We start from the raw sequence: 24,563 nt of genomic DNA, 5'->3' as shown, positions 1-24,563 counted from the left end.
CCTTATATACACTTATGTATATAATAACAATTATTTATGAATTTTTCTATTATTTTTGTGATTATTTTCATCTCTTTTTAATACTTCAACTATTACAGAAGTACCAGTAACAAAACATACTTTCGCATAGAACTTATCTCCTACTTTATCATAAATTCTTCCTGCACTTTTCGTACCTTTAGCTACTGTACGACTTGAATTAGCTACGTATCCAACTTTACCAAAAGTTTTTATCATAACTTTTATCGCTTCTTCATCATAGTCGTTATCAAATTCTTTTTCACAACTAATAACATCTCCTACTTTAAAAACTATATTTCCGAAGTAGTATTCCGTCCCTGTAATAGTAATATAATCTTTTTCCATTTTAAATCACCTCTTTGTTTTGTGATTTAATAATAACAAACTATCTGTACATTTTTTTGGACTCTTTTAAAAATATAAAAAGAACTTAGATCAAAATTTCAATCTAAGTTCATTAAAATATAATCTATTATTTATTTAAAATACCGTGACATCTGTGGCAAAGACTTTCTTCAGTCACTTCTTCCACAATGTTCCAACAACGTTCACAACGGTGTCCTTGGGCTTTTGTTACTTTTACAGTAGCTAAATCATAAGTTGCTCCGTCATTTTCTTTTACCTCTACACTACTTACGATAAATAATTGATGTAAGTTATCAACAGAGTTCAATAGTTCCACTACTTCACTATCGTTACTGTAAATTTCCACAGCAGCTTCTAATGATTTACCGATAACTTTTTCATTACGACTTTCTTCTAACGCTTTGTTAACATCATCACGTACTTCTAAAAGTTTGTCCCATTTTGCTTCTAATACAGCATCTTCAATTACATTTTTCTCAGGGAAGTCTAATAAATGTACAGACTCAGCATCTTCGTATGGCATATTGTCATAAATTTCTTCTGCAGTAAATGACAAGATTGGTGCGAATAATCTAACAGACTTGCTTAAGATAGCATAAAGAACTGTCAGCATACTACGACGTTTAGGTGAATCTTCACCTTCGATATAAAGAATATCTTTACCGTAGTCTAAGTAGAATGAAGATAATTCAACGTTGAAGAAGTTAGTAAGCTCACTAGTAATACTATTGAATTGGTAGTTTTCATAGTAATCAAGAACATTTGCTACAACTTTTTCAAACTTAATCATCATGTACTTATCTAATTCTTCTAAATCAGCATATTCTACCAAGTCTTTTCTGTTATCAAAACTTCCGTTGAATAAGTTTCCTAATAAGAAACGATAAGTATTTCTGATTTTTCTATAAGTTTCTGATACTTGTTTCAAGATATCATTAGAAATACGAACGTCTTGTGTATAATCAACACTTGCAGACCATAGACGGATAATCTCTGCTCCTAATTGTTTACCAACATCATTAGGTGAAATAACATTACCTAGTGATTTACTCATCTTGTTACCATTACCGTCCATAACAAATCCTGCAGATACTAACTCTTTATAAGGAGCAGCACCAGAGACCGCTACTGATGTAATTAACGAAGAGTTAAACCAACCACGATATTGGTCACTTCCTTCTAAGTAAAGGTCAGCTGGGTAAGTTAGATCATCACGAACTGCACAACATCCTTGGTGAGATGTTCCAGAGTCAAACCACACGTCCATGATATCCATTTCTTTAGTGAATTCACCATTTGGACTTCCTGGATGAGTATATCCTTCAGGTAATAATTCTTTAGCTTCTTTGTAGAACCAAACATTTGAACCTTCTACTTCGAAGATTTTCGCTACATGTTCGATTAATTCGTTATCAAGGATAGCTTCACCATTTTCAGCATAGAATACTGGAATTGGTACACCCCAAACACGTTGACGACTGATTACCCAGTCACCACGGTCACGAATCATGTTATATAATCTCGGTTTACCCCATTCACTGTAGAATTTAGTGTTATCTACAGCTTCTAACAATTCAGAGCGGAATGCATCTACAGAACAGAACCATTGTGGTGTCGATCTGAAGATAATTGGCTTTTTACTACGCCAGTCATGTGGGTATGAATGTGTAATATTTTCTTGTTTTAATAATGCTCCTGTTTCAGCTAAGTAAGCAATAATATCTTTGTTTGCATCAAATACGAATTTACCAGCAAATTGTCCAGCTTCTTCTGTAAGTACACCTTGGTTATCAACTGGTGATAATACACCAAGTTTGTATTTCCCTTGACCAACAAGATAGTCATCAACCCCGTGTCCAGGTGCTGTATGAACTAATCCAGTCCCCGAGTCAAGTGTTACATAATCAGCTAAGATTAATGTAGATGTTCTATCTAAGAATGGGTGTTGACATAAAAGATATTCAAGTTCTTTACCAAAAATTACTTTACCTTCTTCATAATTTTCCCAACCAAATTGTTCAGCTAAGAAGTTTACTCTTTCTTTTGCTAATAAATAGCTTTCTCCGTTATATTTAACTACTTGATATTCAAAATCAGGATGAACAGCAATACCTAAGTTAGCTGGTAATGTCCAAGGAGTAGTTGTCCAAATAACAAACTTAGTTCCTTTTTCTACGACTCCATCTTCACTTACTAAATCAAATGCAACATAAATAGATGGCGAAGTATGATCGCGGTATTCAATTTCTGCTTCTGCAAGAGCTGATTCAGAAGATGGTGACCAATAAATTGGTTTTAATCCTTTGTAGATATATCCTTTGTCTACCATTTTTCCAAATACACGGATTTGTTCTGCCTCAAATTTCGGGTCAAGTGTTAAATATGGGTTATCCCAATCACCAATAACTCCAAGTTTTTTGAAGTCTTCACGTTGTTTATCAACTTGTTTAAGAGCGTAGTCTTTACATTTATTTCTAAACTTAGTTGCTGGCATAGATTTTCTATCTACTCCATTGTTTACTAATACCTGCTCGATTGGAAGACCGTGTGTATCCCAACCTGGAACATAATTAGAAACAAAACCATTCATATTTTTATATTTAACGATAAAGTCTTTTAAAATTTTATTTAATGCATGCCCAATGTGGATATTCCCATTTGCATATGGAGGTCCATCATGAAGAACATATGTAGGTTTACCCGCATTTTTTTCTAATACTTTTCTGTATAAATCCATCTCTTCCCAACGTTTTAAAAAGTTAGGTTCTTTATTTGGAAGATTTCCACGCATTGGAAAATCAGTTTTTGGCATTAATAATGTATCTTTTAATTCTACCATTGTTTCTCCTTTCAATATAAAAAAGCTCCTAGTAAAAGTTATAGAGGGCGAACGATGTCCACGGTACCACCTCTGTTAACTCTTACTAAGAGCACTCGTTAAGTCATATTTTATTTTTAAATAAAGTGATAACTATCTATGCTTTTATGAAGCTTTTCACCTACCAGCTTCTCTCTAAATAATCCACATATTAGCCTTGTCTTTACTCACGATAGACTTATTATATTACATTAGTAATAAACTTTCAAGTGTTTTATGTGAATTTTATAGCAAATTATCAGAAAATAATTTATATAACTATAAATAATATTACGCTAACTAAATTTTTCATCTTCCAAAACGTCTTTTATTTTATTACCTATAAGCTAGCAACTGAGCATTATTAAGCGAAGCTGTGACAGTTATCTTTCCGCCGACTGTTTCTATTCCTTCAACTTTTAAAGGTAGTCCCGGTGATTTTATAGTAATTGTATTTCCGTTTATACTTACCCCTGTTCCTGTTAATACTTCTTTTAAATATTTTTCTAAAGCAAAATCAGGTATCGGAACCTTACCAATTTTCGCATCTTCTAAAATTAGTTCTACCTTATTATTAGCTCCTAGCACTCTTATTTTAGTAGATATTTGAGTATTCCACAGACCTAACTTGACTGGCAATTTAGCTTCTATTGCATTTCCTACCAACTTATAACTTCCTTCTAGTAATTGGGAATCTTTCCCAACAGAGTTTTGAAGAATTGATGCCAATAAATCATCATCAATTTTGGCAGTCGCTAATGCCTTTGAATTTTTGTAACTAACATTTCTCGCGAACTCACTATTCAAATCATTTATAGTTTTTGTTGATTTTATATTTTCTAGTTTTTCTGGTTTTTTTATATCTTCACTTGGCGTTAAAGCATATGTTACCCCTCCACCTATAAGTGCTAATACTATCACCAGAGATAGCAATTTTCTTAGTACTTTCATTTTTAGTATCTCCTTATTTCCATTACACTCTACACTATACTAAAACAAGTTAAAACATGGTTAATAAATACAAAAAATAAACCTAAAGTATTAGATAAAAACTAACACTCTAGGTATTTTTCGCTATTAATATTTTAATCTTAAAGTCATTATTTAAAATGGTAGAAAGGCAAATATTACCGCTATTATTATTGCTGGTAGCATATTAGCTATTCTTATTTTTAATTTCCAAATAATATTAGCACCTACACAAAATATTAAAACTGAACCAACTAATGACAAATTAGTTAATGCTGCTGGTGTCATAATAGGCTCTATAAACTTCGCAAGAACAGTTATTCCTCCTTGGAATATAACTAACGGAACTACAGAGAAAATACTTCCACGACCATTTGCAGCGGTGAATATTAAGATTGTTATCCCATCTAAAACCGTTTTTGCCATAAGAACGGAATAATCATGAAATAGCGCATCTTGAATAGCTCCCAATATTGACATCGCACCAATACAAATAGTTAATGACGCCATAATAAATGAATCCACAAATCTATTATCTTTACCACTCTTCGTAATTTTTTTTAAATAAATTCCTAACTTTTCAAAAAGGTGCTCAATGTTTAGCAGCTCGCCTATCAAAGTACCTAATGTTAAACTTACAACTAACATCATCGCCCCTTGAGAAACAACCTTATTTTCACTAATTCTAAGAGCATGTTCACACGCACCAATTATTCCTAAAAATATAACCGAAATAGCCGCAGCTTTCATAATAGCTTCTTGCATGTTTTTTGATATTCTATGCCCTATAAGCATACCGACGAAACCACCTGCTAGCACACCTAATGCGTTAATTAGAGTCCCTAATCCCATTAAATTATCCTCTTTTCTTAGTTTTATAATAAATATAAAATCATACTTCCCTAAAACTAACTATATCTTGCTTTGACAACTAATGTTTTATTTGTTATACAAGACATCCCTTATTTTCTATACACTATAATTTTATCATGCTTGGCATTTTCTCGCAATATATTTTGAAAATTGAAAAAACTTTTTATATAAGTTACTGCTAAAAAAACTAACTAAAAATGTACTTCTAGTTAGTTTTTTAGCTATTTACTTTTTAAGCTTTCTATCATAAAAATACCAACATCAATTATTGATAATTTTGTAATTTTTTCCAGTTCTTCTTTTATATATGGGAAATGTGTGCAACCTAAAACTACAGCTTCTACTTTTGTTTGTTCAAAATAATTAAATAGATTTTTAAAATCAAAATCAGCAACTATTTTATCTGGACTATTTTTATCCTCAATAGCTTTTACCAAGTCTAACATCGACAGGCCAAAAACTTTTAACTCTGGATTAGATAAATATAAATTATTTTCTACACCAGTCAGACCATGAGAATTCGCAGCCATAACAGCCAAATATTTATACTCTAATCCCAAATTTCTATACATCTGCATCGGTGTAATAATATTTATTTTGCTTTCAAGAGCTAATCTGTCAAAATCAACAACAGAACTCAAAGAATTACAATAAACAAAAATTGCACTACATTGCTGCTCTTTTATTTTATTTATAATTTCTACTATTATATCTTCTCGCTCACTGTCATCTAAGGCTTGAAACGTAGTTTGTTCTACAGGATTTTTCGAAATAGGTATTTTTACTATATCTTTATAACCATATTTTTTTAGCAAATCTTCACCAAGTTGCGAATCAATTGGCGTTCCAGCCATAACCGCTATTTTCATCAACCTTCCTCCTCATAACCAAAATTCAATTACATTTAATTATACTATAAACAAATCTAATAAAAAAGAGAATTCTATACAACATTATTATAAACCCATAAAAAGTAAACCTCGAACACTTTGATTTACTCATACTATATACCAAAGAATTCGAGGTTTATCTTAAAACTATTTTATATCAATTTTTAATTGGTCATCTACGTAATCAAGATGTATTTTCATTCCGTCTTCTATACCGTGACGTATTAATTCAACTGATAGTTTATTTTCGATTTGACTTTGGATAAATCGTTTAAGTGGACGAGCACCAAATTTCATATCGAATCCTGCAGTTGCCACCCAAGTAGAAACTTTTTCATCATATGTTAATTCAATATTTCTACTTGCAACACGTCTTACTAATTCATCAAGAAGTTTATTAGCAATTCCTTTAATATTATCTTCTGTTAATGGTTTAAAGATAATTATATCATCCATACGGTTAAGTATTTCTGGTTTGAAGTAACCGTAAAGTTGGTTAGTAACATTTTTACGAGTTTCTTCAGAAATAACACCGTCTTTTACTTCTTCTAATAGTTCTAATGAACCAATGTTAGAAGTCATAATGATAATTGTATTTTTGAAGTCTACTACTACACCTTTAGAATCAGTTAAAGTACCTTCATCTAATAGTTGTAATAAGATGTTAAATACATCTGGATGAGCTTTTTCTATTTCGTCCATTAAGATAATACTATATGGATTACGTCTTACACTTTCAGTAAGTTGTCCACCTTCTTCATAACCGATGTATCCTGGAGGGGCACCGATTAAACGGCTGACTGAGTGTTTTTCCATATATTCACTCATATCTATTCTAACGATATTGCGTTCATCATCAAATAAGTTAAGTGCTAAAGCTTTAGCAAGCTCAGTTTTACCTACACCAGTAGGTCCTAAGAATAGGAAGCTACCGATTGGTCTATTTGGATCGGCAATACCAGCACGAGAACGTAATATTGCATTAGTTACACTCTCAACAGCTTCATCTTGACCTATCACTTTTTCATGAATAGTATCCGCTAAGTTAAGAAGTTTTTCTTTTTCTGTTTCTACTAATCTAGTAACTGGGATACCTGTCATTTGACTTACGATAAAGCCAATTTCATCTTCAGTTACTTCTTGTTTTAGTAATTTATAATCTTCATGTTTAGATTTTTCTTCTAGTTCTTCTAACTCACGTTTTAATTTTGGTAAAGTTGAGTATTGTAATTCTGAAGCTTTTTCTAAGTTATAGTTATTTTGAGCTTGTTCTAATTCTAATTTAACTCTATCGATTTTTTCGCGAAGATCTTTTACCGCAGATAATTTTTCTTTTTCACTATCTACTTGCAATTGAAGTTTATTTTGTTCTTCTTTTAAGTTTGCAAGCTCTTCTTTTAAGTTTTCTAAACGACGTTGTGATACTTCGTCATCTTCGCTACTTAAAGCTTTTTCTTCGATTTCAAGTTGCATTACTTTACGATTGATTGTATCTAACTCTGCGGGGTTAGATGAGTTTTCAGTTTTAATAGTAGCACAAGCTTGGTCGATTAAGTCTATAGCTTTATCTGGTAAGAATCTGTCAGTGATATATCTGTTAGATAATTCTGCAGCTTCTACGATAGCACGGTCAGAAATTTTAACACCGTGATAAACTTCGAATCTTTCTTTAAGACCACGCAGGATAGATATTGTATCTTCCACAGTTGGTTCTTTAACTAGAACTTTTTGGAAACGACGTTCTAACGCAGAGTCTTTTTCGATATATTGACGATATTCATTAAGTGTAGTTGCGCCGATACAGTGAAGCTCACCACGAGCAAGCATTGGTTTTAAGATATTACCAGCATCCATTGCTCCATCAGTTTTACCTGCACCAACAAGCATATGAATTTCATCGATAAATAGAATTATTTTTCCTTCTTTTTCTTTTACCTCTTTTAGAACAGCTTTTAACCTTTCCTCAAACTCACCACGGTATTTCGCACCCGCTACTAAACTAGTAAGATCAAGTTCGAATACTGTTTTGTCTTTTAAGCTTTCTGGTACGTCACCACGAACTATACGTTGAGCTAATGCTTCAACAATAGCAGTTTTACCTACACCAGGTTCCCCGATTAATACCGGATTATTTTTTGTTTTTCTAGATAATATTCTAATTACATTTCTTATTTCTTCATCACGACCAATTACTGGATCGATTTTACCACTACGTGCAGCTTCTACTAAGTCACGTCCGTATTTTTCTAATACTTCGTAGTTGTTTTCTGGATTTTCATTCATAACTTTCTTACCTCCTCTTATACCATCGATAACTTCAGTTACGTGTTTAAGTGTAGTAACTTTATCGACATATTTTTTCACTATACTATTTTTTACATAACTTGCAAGAACAATATGCTCGCAAGAAATAAATTTATCTTCATATTTATCTTTATACTTATTAGCTTCTATTAATAAAGCATTTAAATCGTTACTCAAGTAACTGGCATAATTGATATTATCTCCTTCTACTCCACTTACTTTGTTGATTTCATTGTCTAACTCAGCTAGCAATGCAGCTTTATCAACATTTATTCTTCCCAATATATCACTATATAAATTACTACCAGTAAGCGCCGCTTTTATAAACATCTCACTAGTAATATTTTGACTTTTTTTCTCAGTTGCAAATTCGGAAGATTTCGCTAAGATTTCTTTCACACTATTTGTAAAACTATTAATATCCATTGTAAATCTCCTTTGTCTTTTTTGTAGGTCTATGCCCGTCTAATTAGTATTTTAATGTCAAATTTCATTTGACCTTTTTTGACCTTGAATAAATTATAACATGTTTGACCTTTTTTGACAATAGTTTTTTGAAAAAAATTTTAGAATATAATTTATCTTTTAAAAATAAAAGAAAAAGCATCTAGAATTAGATACTTAATACTATGATTTTCTTAATTGACTAATAAATTTTTCTTTTGAAATTGAAATACCCAATTCAGAATGGAAATTTCTAAGCGTACTATATTGATATGGCTGCAAAGTTCGTTTCGTTATTGGTTTCTCCAATTCAATCTTAGAACAAATGTTTATATATGTTTGAACATAATTTTTTACCCTTGTGAAAATACGATTTGAATTTTTTAAATAAAATTTCTTCTCCTCTATATCACTAAAGTGATAAATTCTTAAATAATCTATATGTTTTTTTTCTATGATAGTTAGCTTACTAAAGTCTAATGCTTTTAAACACTGTCTACCATCATTCCTTTCATACGTAACATAAGGAAATATATGCCTAGCATTTCTTAAATTTGCAGAAATTCTCGATCGTAGTGGTATAGCAATCAATAAATTCTTGATATCTAAAATCATAACTCCATAATCTCTCGCTACATCTTCTTGAAATTCATCTAAATTTTTATATGTATTAAAATAATCCTCCGTTAACAGATGAAAATATAAGCTGTTTTTATTTATATTTGCCATAATATATCCCCATTATTATATGAAAAAAGAGTCTTTATTTTTAGAGTCGCGACTCCTACGACTACATCAACTTTAGAGTATTTTCTTTTTAGAGTCGGTATTACTCTCCGACTTCCTCTACTATTATTATATAGAAAAAAATAATTTATGTCAAATATCTCTTTACTGATACTTATTGCTATTTCTTGCTCACAAATCCATTTTTCTCTAATAGTTTTCTTGTTACAGCTTCTATTCCTGAAGGTTGTGCATAGAAGTCTGCGAATTTCTTAGTCCATGTTTTAGTTTCGCGAGCTTCTGCAAAGTCAATCATAGTTTGACGATATTGTTTTAATACCTCTTCATTTGATTTTGGAAACTCATTATACCCAACATTAGCTTCATGCGGTAATCTTGGTTTAACTTTTTCTGTAGACTTTTCTTCATCTATTACACCAATACTTAGTCCACATAAGAATAATGCATTTTCTGGAATGTTTAGAAGTTCAGAAATACCCTTAGCAAAACCTCGCACTCCACCACAGTAAACTATGCCATATCCTAAAGACTCAGCAGCCAAAGCAGCATTTTGCATCGCAATACCAACATCCATAGAACCTATTAATAATGGTTCGTATTGATTAGAAATATCAAAATCTCCACCTTCAATATCAAATGACAACTTAATATTGCTAAAGTCAATACAATATACCAAAAATGCTGCAGAACTTTCAATGTGAGCTGCATTACCTGGTGCCTTATCTTTAATTAAATCAGCGATCTTTTGTTTTGTGTCCCCTGTTGCTACTATAATGCTGTAGTGTTGTCCATTCATCCAGCTTGATCCTTGCTTAGAACATGCGATAATTTGCTCAAGATGTTCTTTTGGAAGTTCTTTACCCTTTACAAAACTTCTTCTTGTACGGTGTTCCATCATTGTTTCTATTACTTTATTCATAATTGACCTCCGAATCTAATTAGTAATTATATTATATCGCGAAAAAAGCCAAAATAAAAGAAAGAAGATAATAAATATATAATTAATATATTTTAGACTCTTACATTTGAATTATTCGAAATCCATTTTGTTTATAGACATCTTCATTACATTATCACATATCTTTGCTAGTAGACGATGAATAAAATGAATATCAGAAAAATCTATATTTACAATATGGCAAATCCCATTATCACAAGCTTTTCCTGTCTCATCTAAGCCACAACCAAGATTTACAATTGTTGCTTCAGGGTATTTTTCAAGTACTCTTTTATCTCCCACATAATATCCAACTACATCAAATCCCTCATCAACTATACTATCCTCAAAATGTCCATCATGATCAAAAGACGAGAAAAAAAGCAGGTGATTTTTTCTATCCACCTGCTTCAAATATTTTTCATGATTTTTTTCTTGCCAGTAGACTTTATAAATCTCTTCACTAACCTCCACTTTTTTTCCATCTACAAACAAGAAATAATTTTTTTGTATTTTTATTTTCCTCCATTTCTTTGTTTCTTGTTTAAAACAAAAAAGGAGGACTTCGGCATTTATGCATACCGAATCCTCCATAATGGATGAAAAATATTAAATTATTTACATGGTAATCCTTATGATTTACTAAATTGAAAATATAAAAAAGGCCTTATATTAAGATATGTATCGTATTTAGTTCTTTGTGACACCATCTTTAAAAGTTCTCCTTAACCTTTTGTATTATTTCTATTTTCTAAAAATCAAATATACTAAGTTGCCTAGTTATCTCTCTTTCTTCAAATTCTTTCAAGTAGTCAAAAATAATATCATTATCATGCATTATTTTCTCTTTATCGCAAAAATCATGAAAGATCTTCATTAATTTAGAATTATTCTTGCTGTTAGCAATATAGCTATTTCCAAATGTTTTAATATATTTATCTTTAACCTTGGGGAATTTTTTATCTAATGCACAATAGAAATACTCCCTATTCCCTTCTCTTAGAGTGAGACCTATACCAAAGCAAATTATCCCCTTTACTTCTGCTTTCTTGCAATAATTTAAAATGCCTGTTAAATTCTCTTCAGTGTCATTGATGAAAGGTAAAATTGGACTTAACCATACAATTGTAGGTATTCCTTCATCTCTTAAAGCAAGCAAGGTCTCAAATCTTTCCTTCGTTGTAGAAACATTTGGTTCAAGCAATTTACATAGCTTTTCATCATAAGTAGTAAGTGTCATTTGAACAACACACTTAGTCTTGGCATTTATTTCTTTCAATAAATCTAAATCCCTTAACACATTTGCTGATTTTGTTATAAGCGTTATGCCGAATCTATATTTGTTCACTAACTCAAGTGCCTGCCTTGTATAATTTAATCTAAGCTCTTCTTTAATGTATGGATCTGTCATAGAACCTAATCCAATCATACATTTTTTGCGTTTTCTTCTTAAAGAATCTTCTAAAAGTTGTAGGGCATTTTCTTTAACTTCTACATCTTCAAATCTATGGTTTATCTGATAGCATTTACTCCTTGAGTCACAATAAATACAACCATGTGTACAGCCTCTGAATAAATTCATTCCATTTTTTGAAGATAATATTCCTTTTACCTTCGTAAAATGCATTCTATCATCTCCATATCTGCTTATTTTTTATTACAATTTTTTTGATGTGCTTTTAATTTCTTCATCGCCCAATCATAATGGCTTGAAGTAGTGCTTACAAAATACGAACCGAGTGCACTTCCTCCTACCCACTTATAGACATCTTTTGAAAACAATTCTTTGTTTGTAAATCTCTCAGCTAATTCTAAAATATCTTTATGGGATTTCTGAAACATTTCTTTTGCATCTTCAAGAGAAGTATTTTGATGTTTTTTCCAAAACTCTACATTCATATCTCCATAAGTTTTCCAATTATATGGAGCTGGAATAAAAGGTTTTGCCACTCCCTTTAAATTTGTATTTACCCAATTCAAAAGAAGCTGGTGCCATTCATATAAATGGATCAAAATATCTCTTAGATTTTTATCTCTTTTCCAATGAGCCTCTTTCTTTTTTTCATCACTTGAAAAGTCAAAAGGTGTGTTTAATTCTTCGTCAGATAGCTTAGCAATTAATACATTCAACTTATCATAGTTTTCTTTCGCTGCAATCATTAAATCTTCTTTTGTTCTTGGTCTTGGCATAATATTTCCTCCTACTTTACGCTATATCTCAATATGGTTTTTAAGTTTTCTTCTGATGTTCTATTCTTGTTGCTCAAATAGATTTCTGTATGACAATCAAATTTTCTTAAAAGACCATGTTTTTCCATAAAACTTTCTAGTTTTTCAAATGAATATGGTTCTGTGTCAAAACTTCCAATATGTAAAATCTGTACTGCTTTGCCACCTTCTACATTATCAAAAATGATTTCATCATATAATTTATTCGATTTTTTCTCTCTAACATTCTTAATAACTAAATCAAAAATATCTCTTGTAATAAAATCTGGCTGTTTAATCATAATTGCATATTTCAATTTATTTTTATCAAATTGTTCTCCAGAGTTTTTTCTCCAGATGCCTTCGAGTGGAAATACAGCAAAGTCTTTGTAAGAAGAATTATTTTCATCTATATTCGTCTTTTTAAATAACATTTTTATACCATATGCTAATGTAAACAATGCCGAAACTCTATCTGAAAAATCAGCTAAATTGGGATTACCTTCTCCATCTATCATAATGAACTTCTGATTAGGAACATCTATTATCTCCGCTTTTTGCTTTGCTCCATATAAGTATTTTTCTTCTTTTTTCCATTCATATTTCATAGCAAAATTCTCCTTTGTACTGATAAATATATTATACAAAAGTTAACTTGACACCATCTGTCATATTCTATATTTTTTAGCCATAATGTTTATTATGTTTTTAATTTTATCTCGAATTTCTTTCGGTTCTAACACCTCTGCCGCATCTCCATAGGAAAATATATAGTTATATAAATTGTAATCGTTGGGAAGTTCTACTGTAGCATATAAATTTCCATCTTCATCTTCTTCAATAGCACTGGATACTTCATCATATACTCTAAAAGCCATTTTTCTATCAAATTTTACTTTAACAAATACAGTTTCCTCATACTCGATTTCTTTTTTTAAGACAATACTATCAAAATCATCTTCAAAGGTATTTGGTAAAATTTCAAATTCTTTTATGCGTGACAGCTTAAAATATCTAAAATCATTTCTTGACAAACAAAATGCATACACATACCAATCCCATCCTTTAAATAGGAGTCTTATTGGCTTTACTTTTCTGCTTGTTTCTTTTTTATTACTGGAAAAATATATAAAACGAACAATATTTTTATTGATGATTGCTGATTTTATATCTTTAAATAATTCATCATAAGATTTACTTCGTTGCCAATTTGTAAAATCAACTTCTATCCAGTTAGTATTTTTCGTTTTAAATAAAGCGGTTAATTTGGTTAAAAGTTCATTTTCGTACTCCTTATTTGTCAGTTCTAAACCTTTTAAGGCAATCAAAATCTGTTCTTGTTCGTTCTCAGAAAGAAATGATTTTTTCAACACAAAATCATCCGCTATTTCTATTCCACCACCTTTCCCTTGGGTGGCGTAGATGGGAATTCCGGCACTGCTAAGGACATCAATATCTCTATAAATTGTCCTTATTGATACTTCATATTTTTCCGCAAGTTCATTTGCCGTTACTTTTCCTTTTTCCAGTACATAATACAAAATTTTAAACAATCTATTGTTTTTCATTATTTAACCACTCCTAGTAGTTACTATTATACCATAAATATGACATTTTTTGTCATGTTATAAATGTGTTTTAGATAAAACGCTGACATTAACTTCTATACTTGGTATAATTAAGACACAAACTCATATCTCGCTTAACGCTTGCTTTACAAATCATTCTTATGTAGCAAGCACAGTAAGTGTGTACCCACTTACGAAAAATCGATGAAGCAGCCCCTCGTGGAGTTGCTTCTTTTTTTATCAATTTTAACTTGTTAGGGAGAACCCTAAGACCCCAAATACATTAAGAAAGGAAGTTATAGAAATGGCAAATAGACTAAGAAATGTACAACTGAAAATAAACTTAACAGAAGATGAAAAGGCTCTTTTTGAAAAGAAAATGAAGATGGCAAGGTGTAAAGCAATGAACCATTTTTTAAGAAAAATAGTATCTGAATCAGATATTTATGTTGTCAATTTACAGCCATTTAGAGAAATACAAGGATTACTTTTTAGGTATGCAAGTAGTGTAAACCAAATTGCTAAACGAGTTAATTCTACTGGTGTTATCTATAGCGATGACATCAAAGATATGCAGTCCCAAATTGAACATCTATCAAAAGAAATATGGCAAATACATTCCCTACTGCTCAATAAAACTACCAACAAAGGAGATGACATATAAGTGGCAATTACAAAGATACATCCAATTAAATCTACTCTTAATCTTGCTATTGCTTATATAACAAATGAAGAAAAGACAGATGAAAAGATATTGGTAAGCACAAATAAGTGCTTTGCCTCAACTGCCCATACTGCTTTTATGAAGACTAGAGAAGATAATAAAGTTAATGGAACTGTACTTGCAAGGCACCTCATTCAATCATTTATGCCTAGTGAAGCTACGCCAGAAATAGCACATCAAATCGGAATGGAACTTTGCAATAGAATACTTAAGGATCAGTACGAGTTCGTACTTACTACCCATATAGACAAAGGTCATGTCCATAACCATATCATCTTCAATAATGTAAATATGATTACAGGCAAGTGCTACCAGTCCAACAAGAGAAGCTATCATCAAATTAGGTATCAAAGCGATAAATTGTGCAAAGAAAACAACCTATCTGTTATTGATGAGTTCTACGAAACATATAGAAAGAAATATAAGACTAATGGTAAGTCATGGTATGAAAATGACCAATTTAAGAAAGGTACTTCTTGGAAAAGCAGGCTTCAATTTGATATAGATAGAGCTATTAAACAATCCAACGATTGGGATAATTTTATAAAGAGAATGACTGCCATTGATTATGAGATTAAGTATGGAAAATACATTGCATTTAAGCACAAGGACAAAGAAAGATTTACAAGAGCTAAGACTATTGGAGAAGATTATACTGAGGATAGATTAAAAGAGCGTATCTTAGATAATACTAATCAAAGAACACATACTGTTAAAAAACGTGTAAGAAATATTATAGATACTGCAAATAACGAAAAGATAAAATCAAGCAAAGGCTATGAGTATTGGGCTACAAAACATAATTTGAAAACTGCTACCGATACTGTACTTTTGATGCGTGAAAAAGGATTTAAGTCTATATCCCAGCTTGATGAATCCATTAAGGGTAGTGCATTAAATAGACAAAATATACAGGATGAAATCAAAGTCATAGATAACAAAATTTCAGCTCTATCAAATACTATGGAACAAGTTCATACCGTAAAATTGTATCGCCAAATCTATCTGGAATATAAGAAAGATCCGTCTGATAAGGCTTTTTGGGAAGAACATAAATCAGAAATAACACTGTATCAAAACGCCCTTTCAGACCTAAAAAACTCTTACTCAAAACTTCCAAATTCCAAGGATATTTTGAAAGAGCTTGATTCATTGCATGAAAAAAAGAATACCCTAATGCAAGAGTATTCTTCCTCAAAATCCGATATGACCGAACTGTATCAAATCAGAAAAAATTATGAGAAATATATGGGTAAGGAGATGGAGAGGTAATTCATTCTCCTTTTTGTCCTCTCAAAAAATCTATAATGGCCATTGCAATTTTTTTAGATAGAATTGGTGGAACAGCATTTCCTATCTGTTTAAATGCAGCTGTTCGTGAATGTTCAAAATAAAAATCATCTGGAAATCCTTGTATTCTAGCTGCTTCTCTTACTGTAATTGAACGATTCTGTCTTAAATCTGGATGAATATAGTAATGTCCATCCTTCGCAATATGAGCAACAACTGTATGACTAACAGAGCCATAATCCAAAGCTTTATATCTATCTAAAAAAGATGTTGTATTAGAATGCGTTTGTAGTTCTTCAGGTATATCGATATACCTTAAATTCTTACCTTTTTTCTTAGCTTTTAGTACCAATTTATATATCTTCAAATCATTTTCATTATGAGGTCTCGCAGTATGTTGTGTTAAAATATCATCTTTTTTACGAATATATTTTTCAACGAACTGACTCGAAACATCACAACGATACTTATGAGAACTTCCTCCAGACTTTATACTTGACAAGTCCTCAAACAATTCTTTTATAGTTGGGGCAGCCTCAACATATTCAGCCAAACAGTCAAAAAATGAGTTATCGAACACTAAATCTTTTCGATGTCCGACAAGTATTAAACGTTCTCTTTTTTGTACTATACCATAATTACTTGCATCTACTATTTGATAATCTACCTCATATCCGCACTTATCAAATTCGCAAATTATTTTTGGCAAGAGTAATTCTCCTGATAAATCCTTAAAAGAAAGCAACCCTTTAACATTTTCAAAAACAAAGAACTTTGGTTTATATTTATCCAGAAAATCTAAGTAATGTTTATATAGATAAATTCTTTTATCAGTAGATTTTTTCGACTTGTTATTGGCTCTACCGATTGTAGAATATGCCTGACATGGTGGCCCGCCAATAATACCATCTAACTTATTATTGCCTAATCTTTGGTCAATAAATTCAAAAATCGAAGGTATGGTATCTTTACTGATTTCCTTATTCAATATATCTTTAGTTAGATCTCTTGGTATAATTGAATATAAATCATCTCTTGAGATTTTACCTTGAATATATTCAAAATATGGAAATAGGTTATTTTCTTTTTTTAAATAGTAATATATGTTTCTTAATTCTAAAGAAGAGCAAGCATCTTTGTCCATTTCTATATGACAAATAAAATTATAATAGTCTTTATACCTAAATCCTTCGGTTAATCCACCTGCTCCCGAAAACACATCTACTATATTTAGCATAACCACATCTCCTTTCAAGTTGTTTTATCACTATACTTCTTTATCTGGTTTATAAATGCTCTCAATCTCTTTATACCTAGTTATATAATCTTTATTGTATTGCTTTGCCTGCTGCAGTAAATCTGAATACGATTTAATATACAGTTTACCTGTATCTTCCAAAGACGAATAAAAATCTGTCGTCTCATCGTCCATTACAAAACTATCTGAGATTAAAAATGTTTTAACACCGTTTGCAATACTCTCTTTATGATTTTTCAGCAAAAATCTTTCGTATTCCCTTGCTTGTCTAATTTCTTTTAGCGAAATTTTTATTCTCGGTCTCTTTAATTCAATTATTATCAATTCGCCATTTACTAAATTGCAAAGAAAATCTAGTCTTCTATTTTTTTCTTCAAGTTCTGTATCTGGAAAATTTTCTTTTAATATCTTCTTGAAGGTAACTTCTCGTTCAAATGTTGTAATCCTTGGATCCAATATCCATGGAAATTTTTCCAAGAAAGGTTGAATAACTTTTGTTTCACTTGCATCATTTCTTACATACTTTTCGAACTGTTCAATTGCCTTAATACGTCCAATTGATATTTTAGCCAACTCTTTAGATTCTATATATTCCCAATCTGTAGTAATTTTTTCCACTTTATCAATCGTTAAATCTTCATCATCTAACTCAGCGATATAATTTTGAAAACTTTCAAATTTATATAATGTTTTCATGCTATCTAAGATTCGTCTCAACGAGTCAATATTGTCGGTTTCTATGGAGTTAGTAATTAAAGTATTTTTAACTTTATTTATACTAGATATTTCGAGTTTTGACATTCCTTCAAAAAAATTTTCAGGAAGTTGCAACTGTTCTTCTTTTTTATCTTTTCTCTTTTTTCTCCAAGAATTTGAAACTTTAGATACTAATTTATTAAGATATTGTTTTAATTTAGCTGTATCTTCATCCGCTTCCCATAAAATGTTTTTTCTATCTGTGGATATAAAATCAGCTTCATTTGAATCATCAATAAAATCTATATTAAAATATCCAGTAACATATCCATTAAACGTATCATTCGCTCTATCATCAAAAAAATCATTCTCAGCAGCAAGTTTATTTCTTACATAAATGTAAAAACCTGCTTCTGATTTGTTCAATGGTGTTTTTTTGGTAAAAATTTTGCCTGAAACATTATGAGATTTCAGCCATTCAAACCATTCCGTTTGACTTAACTCGCTTTCAAAATCATCTGGAAATGTCCAGTCAAATTCTTTGTCTAATTTCTCAAAATATATGGATTTAGTTATTTCAATGCGTCTATCCGATGTTAAATCAACTAACTCCACTTTAAAATCAGAATCATAGAACGAAAATCTTTTTGATAAATTATATGCTAGTGTGTCTATATCCATAATATTTTTTTGAGTTATCTCTTTAATAATTACTTGAGTTTGAGATAGCTCATCTGTTTTTTCATTTTCATATAATGCCTTTGGCTTATATTCATCCCTAATTTCGGCCTTAAGTTCATCGTAGTTCATACTAAATGCGTTTTTTATTCCTTCTTTTATCGAATGAACTTCAATTGTGTTTGCTATTCCAAATACTGCTAATTTCCCAAGTCCCTTTTTACCGGTTACTTTTCTTCCTTTAATTTTGGATAATCCAGTTCCCTCGGCTTTTCTTCTATTCCTACCAATTTTCAAGAAATTTTCATTCAATTCCTCGTGATTCATTCCAATCCCATCATCTGTAACTGTAACAATTTTATTATTGTAATCTATTTCTATTACAACATTTTCAGCATCTGCATCATATGAGTTAGAAATAAGTTCAGCAATTACTGGGGGGAATTTGCTATACAACTTAATACCTAGATGATCAATTGTATTCTTATCAAATTTTATTTTAAATCCACTATTTTCCATAACATTACATCTGATAAAACTATCAGACCCTCCTAGCATTCCTATTTCCATCTACAATCTATCGATATAATTGTTGTAGGCATACCTATGATTTGTATATCAAACTTCAAACTTGATTCAACCTTAGTCGAAGCATTATGAATTCTGAAACTAAATTGCCAACCACCATCAAGGTATAGTTCCAATGTATTCTTACTGTCTGGTTTATATTCCAAGCTAACAATCCTTGTTGGAAGTGTTGATATTGGCAATTCAACACTTCTTTTACGCTTTTTACCCTGTCTATTCAATGTTCCTCTCAAATTGTAGCTTTGAATTTGAGTTATCTTTTTATTATCAATCCCAATTACTTTATAAAAATCAAATTCTCCAAGCAAATACTCAACCATCAATCTAGGAATATCTTTACCAAACAAGCAATTTTGTCTCTCCAGTTCCCCTTTAAATGCATTTAATAAAGGAACATATACATCGTCTTCTTTGTTAGGTAATTCACTCCACTTAGAACCCTTTTGTTTTTCAGAATCAAGATATTCAAATATTGATTTAATATCCTTCCAATATTGTTCAGAACATTCTATTCCATACCACTTTTTCCCAAAATCTAAATTCTTAGATAATCTACTATGTTTTACAGCAAAATGGTTGTGTTTTACGCTAAGACCGATTTCCCACTCAATACCTCGTCTAATAATCAGTACATCTCTTACATCGCCTTCTTTGCCCTTGTCATCTGATTGAATTTTCAATTCCAGCTCATCTAATCCATCATCTAAAATCAAAGGTTCAAGTTCAAATATAGTATTTACTCCAGCTAATGCACTAATCTTGTATATAGCTTTTTCAGAATCGGTTAAAGTATTCCATGCACGTTCTGCAGCATAAAAACTACTGTTTTTTTCTATTTTTACCGGACGAACTTTTGATATTTCTTCAAACAATGTAGTTAAATAAGAAAACTCATATGCCCTTCCTTGATTATTACTTTTTTCACTCATAAATTACCTCCGCCTAATTATCTGTGCCTGTTTTTAGGCGACTCAAATTTGAACTAGAATTACGCAAAACTTCTATAATGGATTCAGCCATAACATACGCTAAGTTCACAGGAACAGCATTACCAATCATTTTATATGCATCGTTCAAATTCGTATAATAAAATTTAAAATTGTCCGGAAATCCTTGTATTCTTGCACACTCTCTCACGGTTAATCTTCTATATAGTGCTTCCTTACCAGGTTCAAATATATTTTTATTTTTTTCTACTTTAGGCATAACTGGTGCTTGTGGATGTAGTTGACACTGTCTACCAGATGCCTGGACCGTAAATGCCTGTTCATCCCATTGTCTAACTCTATTTCTACTCATAAATATTGGCGAATAGGCACCAATAAAGTATTCATGATTCAAAACTTTACATTTATCACCATTTGTCTTATTTTTTTCTAATGCTGGAATTGCCGAATCTTTTAAATCAAATATCGCATCTTTAAAAGTCAACTTTGACTCGTATGGTTTAGGCGGTTCAAATTTGATGTTTAAATCCTTCCTAAATCCAACATAGAAAACTCTTTTTCTATCCTGAGGAACACCATAATCACTAGCATTTAACAAATGACTGAAAACATCATAGCCAGCTTCCTCAAATTGAGAAACAATATTTTCAACCGCACTATTATGCCTTTTCGCCATCATTCCCTTAACATTTTCTGCCAAGAAGAACTTTGGTTTTTTATCTTTCAAAATGCGTATGTACTGATAAAATAATTGTCCTCTAGGATCGTCAATCCCCTTTAATGACCCCGCCTCACTCCAAGACTGGCATGGGGGACCTCCTATAATACCATCACATTCAGGAAACATCTCTGAAGGAATACCACAAATATCTCCCTTAATAAGTTTTGTATCATGATTTTTTTCATATGTTTCCCAAATTGTTTTATCGTATTCATTAGCAGCTACCACATTAAACCCTGCTTTTTCAAAGCCCAAGTCTAATCCCCCTGCTCCTGAAAATAAACTAATTAAATTCATTTTATATTTCCTCCGAAGAATCATTAACACATTCTACAATCTCTGAAATATCACATTCCAATACATTACAGATTCTTAGTAACACATCAGTTGTGACATTATCGCCATTTTTAATTTTATAGAATGTACTTTTACTTACTTTTGCTTTTTTCATCAGTTCAGTATTTTTCATATCTTTATCTATCAATTTTTTAAACAATTTTTTATAGCTGAATTTTGACATGACTAACCTCCAGTTATTTTCTTGTTAAAATCATATCGTTTCTATTATACCACAAAACTAGTACTTATAGTACACTTTTATTCTCTTTTCTCGAACCGATTTTACAAAAAAAATTAATCGGTGCAGCCCTAAGACCACACCGACATATTCTATCTCTCAGTTTCCTTTGAAGATTCTTTCTTCTCAATAGGTTTTGCTTTTTCTTCAGCCTTATATTTCTTTATTGCTCCAAGTACAGATTCTTTCTTTTCTTCTTGGTTCTTCATCTGTTCCTTTGCTTTTAAAAGCTTAGAAGATAGGATTCTGACATTAGTATGTTCCTTTCCGTTATCATCAATGGATGTTCTCACCTGACCAAAAAGCTTTACAAAGTCACCTTGCTTAAAATCCTTTGGTATATCTCCCTTATCTCCATAAGCCGAACAATTTGTATAAATCTTATTTCCCTCATCATCTTTTGACACAACCGAGAAATTAACTACTTTAAAGGCTCCTCCATTTTTATTTTCTCTTTCAATTGTTTCAACCTTACCTACGATATTCCCAACAATGTTCATCAGATTATTATATTATTTTTCGATGGCTGCACTTTCTTTAATCTGTCCATTTTCTCTAAGTTCGTCAATCAAGTAATCAAACTCATCATTGAGCAAGCTCATACTGTCGTTATCCATATACTTGTGGTATAACTTGTCCAAGGCATCTTTATCATTGATTCCTTTTTCAAAACTAATTAGTGCCTTAGCAAAATCTTCGTGATTTTCGTTTGCCATTTGTTCAAGTGTATTTCTCATTTCTTTGTAGTTCATAATATTCCTCCATATTTTCTACTAAAATTGAAAAGGAGCTTGAAATAAGCTCCTTAACGTTCATCATGCTCTTTTGATTTATTTTCTTTTATTTCTGTTTGTTTTTCTTCTGACTGATATGACCTAATCTGCCCCAGGATAGATGCTTTTTCAGATACCTTATCTTTGCTTTCTGCCTTTGTATTAAGGTTCTCCTCTACATCATAAGTAGTTTCAAAGTAGTCACTATCTCTAAAGTCATTATCGCATCTATCTGGCACACCATCATTGTCCAAATCTTTTGCAAGCGGATCATAGATATTACCATCGCCATCTCTTTCAAGACCTAATGCTTTTTTAAGGTCATTATCATCAATAGATACAAACTCTCCAAAGTCTCCATATTCCATTTCTTGTTTTAGAAATTCCAATGCCTTTTCTTTACTACCAAGGTCTTTGAGATAATCAATCTTTGTAATAGGTTCTCCATTGATATATTGAGTAGCTGTAAAGTCTTTTAAACTAATTTCATATTGAATTTCATGCTTTTCATCTGGTGTAGTTGTATATGCAATTCCAATATGAGCAATATCAGGAAATAAATTATTAAAGTTTTCATAGGTATAACTGTCTTCTTCATATTCCCTTTTACAAAAATCTACAATAGCTCTTTTTACATCTTCAATTAGTGGATTAGAATTTTCTTTTTCTTCCACTTCTCCCATATCAAGTAGCTTGTTTAATTCTGCAAGTCTTAATACTTTTGTCTTTAGCTCATCTACTTTTTCAAAAGGCTTTTTCAGTTCCTCTTTGGCATTTTCCAGTTGTTCCTTTGTGATAATGAGTTTTTCTTCAAGACGATTTAACCTTTCAGGCATTTTATCAATAGCATTATCTAGTCTTGTAATATTACCATCTGCACTTGTACCAAGCTCTCCTGAATGGTTTGTAGCACCTCTTAAAGTAAAATTATGTTCATTGGTGAAGAAATTATAGCTTACCTCTAAGTCCATATTTCGGTACTGTCCTATAACCTTACTTTCATTAATTTTTATGCTTTTAGTCGCTTCTAAGAGCTTTTCTCCAGCTATCTTTTTATCTCGAATTATCTCACCATTAATCATGATAGAAGTGAATTTATTTTCACCACTTCCTTGTGGTTCAACATTTTTAATATCTTTTTTCACTGCTTCAATTAGCTTTTCAGTCCTTGCTATTTCTTCAGGATATGTCTTTGCAACCTTATCCTCTAATCTATATCGATTGGACTTGTAGTTTGCTTCAAGCATTTTAAGTTTCGTGACTTCATTATCCAAATCCATCTTTTCTTTTATCTTTGGATCACCAGTAGCAAGTGCCTTAATCTCAGCATAGTTCAGACTACTTTCATCTACATCTTCTACAACACGAACAGGAGTCTTTGAAGTCATAATTTGTGAAATAAATTTCTGCTTATTCTCTATCGTCTGCCAAAGGTAAGCATCGAATGTATTCTCAGTGATGTAACGATAAATATTAACCTCTTTGTTTTCGTTACCCTGGCGAACAATTCTACCACTTCTCTGCTCAAGGTCAGCAGGTCTCCATGGTACGTCTAAATCGTGCATTGCAATTAGTTTATTTTGCACATTTGTGCCAGCACCCATCTTCTGAGTAGAACCCATTAAAATACGAATTTCACCTTTTCTTACCTTTGCAAAGAGTTCATCTTTTTGTTTATCAGTATTGGCTTCATGGATAAAAGCAATTTCTTCCTTTGGTATTCCTAAATCTACAAGTTTATCTCTAATATCATCATAGTTTTTACTAAGTCATCTTTGACAAAACTTGTTCTATTATCAATTAATACCACTCTTCATTCCCTCTCTTTTTAATAGATTTTCCTCTTGTATAATTTTTCTTTATTTATAATTTTCTATTTCTTTTTATCTATAGGAGCATCTTTTTTTATTTCAAGTGGGAATGGAATGCCATTGTGCATAATAATTTGTCTATAAAATAAATCTATCGCAGTTGCCCTTGTTAAACCTAATTTCTTAAGTATCGCTTCCGCTTCTACTTTAACATTTTCTTGTATTCTTACATTTACAGTTGCTGTCTTTATACTCGTCATAATCAACACCTCCGTGCGTCTCTTTTAATTATACACTTATGTATCTCTATTAGCAA

At 31.2% G+C, this 24,563-nt stretch carries 24 protein-coding genes; 2 read left to right on the top strand and 22 right to left on the bottom strand.

Going from position 1 to position 24,563, the window contains the following annotated elements; genetic code table 11:
• Positions 1-30 precede the first annotated feature (30 nt).
• From DQN46_RS03855 to DQN46_RS03795, 13 genes are all read right to left on the bottom strand, one after another.
• The gene (locus tag DQN46_RS03855; RefSeq protein ID WP_004632166.1) at positions 31-366 is read right to left on the bottom strand and encodes an HIRAN domain-containing protein; all 336 of its coding nucleotides are present in this window, start codon (positions 364-366) and stop codon (positions 31-33) included.
• Between the two features lie 127 nt (positions 367-493).
• A complete protein-coding gene (gene ileS / locus DQN46_RS03850) occupies positions 494-3,226 on the bottom strand; it encodes an isoleucine--tRNA ligase (RefSeq protein ID WP_111743077.1) in 2,733 nt (910 codons plus the stop codon).
• Between the two features lie 354 nt (positions 3,227-3,580).
• Positions 3,581-4,195, bottom strand: coding sequence for a hypothetical protein (locus DQN46_RS03845; RefSeq protein WP_111743076.1), 615 nt, complete (start codon positions 4,193-4,195; stop codon positions 3,581-3,583).
• Positions 4,196-4,348: 153 nt separating this feature from the next.
• The gene (locus DQN46_RS03840) at positions 4,349-5,065 is read right to left on the bottom strand and encodes a DUF554 domain-containing protein (RefSeq protein ID WP_111743075.1); all 717 of its coding nucleotides are present in this window, start codon (positions 5,063-5,065) and stop codon (positions 4,349-4,351) included.
• Between the two features lie 242 nt (positions 5,066-5,307).
• A complete protein-coding gene (locus DQN46_RS03835; RefSeq protein WP_111743074.1) occupies positions 5,308-5,955 on the bottom strand; it encodes an aspartate/glutamate racemase family protein in 648 nt (215 codons plus the stop codon).
• A gap of 168 nt (positions 5,956-6,123) precedes the next feature.
• Entirely contained in the window at positions 6,124-8,706 is a 2,583-nt protein-coding gene (gene clpB / locus DQN46_RS03830; RefSeq protein WP_111743073.1) for an ATP-dependent chaperone ClpB, read from the bottom strand.
• A gap of 201 nt (positions 8,707-8,907) precedes the next feature.
• Positions 8,908-9,453 (bottom strand): hypothetical protein, encoded by a 546-nt coding sequence (locus tag DQN46_RS03825; protein WP_111743072.1) that lies wholly within the window; start codon positions 9,451-9,453, stop codon positions 8,908-8,910.
• 178 nt (positions 9,454-9,631) lie between these two features.
• Positions 9,632-10,390 (bottom strand): nitroreductase family protein, encoded by a 759-nt coding sequence (locus tag DQN46_RS03820; protein ID WP_111743071.1) that lies wholly within the window; start codon positions 10,388-10,390, stop codon positions 9,632-9,634.
• Positions 10,391-10,501: 111 nt separating this feature from the next.
• Complete coding sequence (locus DQN46_RS08915) at positions 10,502-11,002, bottom strand: hypothetical protein (RefSeq protein ID WP_455331807.1); 501 nt, start codon at positions 11,000-11,002, stop codon at positions 10,502-10,504.
• Positions 11,003-11,159: 157 nt separating this feature from the next.
• Positions 11,160-12,035 carry an SPL family radical SAM protein gene (locus DQN46_RS03810; RefSeq protein ID WP_111743070.1) on the bottom strand — a complete coding sequence of 292 codons (876 nt, stop codon included), beginning with the start codon at positions 12,033-12,035 and terminating at the stop codon, positions 11,160-11,162.
• Positions 12,036-12,055: 20 nt separating this feature from the next.
• A complete protein-coding gene (locus tag DQN46_RS03805; RefSeq protein ID WP_111743069.1) occupies positions 12,056-12,598 on the bottom strand; it encodes a ClbS/DfsB family four-helix bundle protein in 543 nt (180 codons plus the stop codon).
• Between the two features lie 11 nt (positions 12,599-12,609).
• A complete protein-coding gene (locus tag DQN46_RS03800) occupies positions 12,610-13,224 on the bottom strand; it encodes a GyrI-like domain-containing protein (RefSeq protein WP_111743068.1) in 615 nt (204 codons plus the stop codon).
• Between the two features lie 60 nt (positions 13,225-13,284).
• Entirely contained in the window at positions 13,285-14,184 is a 900-nt protein-coding gene (locus DQN46_RS03795; protein ID WP_111743067.1) for a helix-turn-helix transcriptional regulator, read from the bottom strand.
• A gap of 304 nt (positions 14,185-14,488) precedes the next feature.
• Between DQN46_RS03795 and DQN46_RS03790 the strand changes: the two genes are divergently transcribed.
• Positions 14,489-14,848, top strand: coding sequence for a plasmid mobilization protein (locus DQN46_RS03790; RefSeq protein ID WP_111743066.1), 360 nt, complete (start codon positions 14,489-14,491; stop codon positions 14,846-14,848).
• Positions 14,849-16,180, top strand: a complete 1,332-nt coding sequence (locus DQN46_RS03785) for a relaxase/mobilization nuclease domain-containing protein (protein WP_111743065.1) — start codon at positions 14,849-14,851, stop codon at positions 16,178-16,180. It abuts the gene before it with no gap.
• 1 nt (position 16,181) lies between these two features.
• Here DQN46_RS03785 and DQN46_RS03780 read toward each other — a convergent pair whose 3' ends face one another.
• The 9 genes from DQN46_RS03780 to DQN46_RS03745 form a co-directional block, all read right to left on the bottom strand.
• Positions 16,182-17,435, bottom strand: a complete 1,254-nt coding sequence (locus DQN46_RS03780; RefSeq protein WP_111743064.1) for a DNA cytosine methyltransferase — start codon at positions 17,433-17,435, stop codon at positions 16,182-16,184.
• A 30-nt stretch (positions 17,436-17,465) separates the two neighbouring features.
• A complete protein-coding gene (locus DQN46_RS03775) occupies positions 17,466-19,400 on the bottom strand; it encodes an ATP-binding protein (RefSeq protein WP_197712532.1) in 1,935 nt (644 codons plus the stop codon).
• Positions 19,391-20,347 carry a HaeIII family restriction endonuclease gene (locus tag DQN46_RS03770; protein ID WP_111743062.1) on the bottom strand — a complete coding sequence of 319 codons (957 nt, stop codon included), beginning with the start codon at positions 20,345-20,347 and terminating at the stop codon, positions 19,391-19,393. Before DQN46_RS03770 ends, DQN46_RS03775 begins: the two co-directional genes overlap by 10 nt.
• A 13-nt stretch (positions 20,348-20,360) precedes the next feature.
• Entirely contained in the window at positions 20,361-21,383 is a 1,023-nt protein-coding gene (locus DQN46_RS03765; protein ID WP_111743061.1) for a DNA cytosine methyltransferase, read from the bottom strand.
• Position 21,384: 1 nt separating this feature from the next.
• The gene (locus tag DQN46_RS03760) at positions 21,385-21,606 is read right to left on the bottom strand and encodes a helix-turn-helix domain-containing protein (RefSeq protein WP_000033212.1); all 222 of its coding nucleotides are present in this window, start codon (positions 21,604-21,606) and stop codon (positions 21,385-21,387) included.
• Between the two features lie 149 nt (positions 21,607-21,755).
• Positions 21,756-22,163, bottom strand: coding sequence for a hypothetical protein (locus tag DQN46_RS08945; RefSeq protein WP_455331808.1), 408 nt, complete (start codon positions 22,161-22,163; stop codon positions 21,756-21,758).
• Between the two features lie 12 nt (positions 22,164-22,175).
• Positions 22,176-22,400, bottom strand: coding sequence for a hypothetical protein (locus tag DQN46_RS08940; protein WP_455331809.1), 225 nt, complete (start codon positions 22,398-22,400; stop codon positions 22,176-22,178).
• 68 nt (positions 22,401-22,468) lie between these two features.
• Positions 22,469-24,133: a helicase C-terminal domain-containing protein gene (locus DQN46_RS03750; protein ID WP_224207444.1), complete on the bottom strand. Its 1,665-nt coding sequence runs from the start codon at positions 24,131-24,133 to the stop codon at positions 22,469-22,471.
• Between the two features lie 176 nt (positions 24,134-24,309).
• Entirely contained in the window at positions 24,310-24,507 is a 198-nt protein-coding gene (locus DQN46_RS03745; protein ID WP_111743060.1) for a type II toxin-antitoxin system RelB/DinJ family antitoxin, read from the bottom strand.
• Positions 24,508-24,563 lie beyond the last annotated feature (56 nt).

Source organism: Gemella morbillorum, assembly GCF_900476045.1.
GTDB classification, from domain to species: Bacteria; Bacillota; Bacilli; order Staphylococcales; family Gemellaceae; genus Gemella; species Gemella morbillorum.
This window is presented reverse-complemented; position numbering and strand designations above follow the sequence as displayed.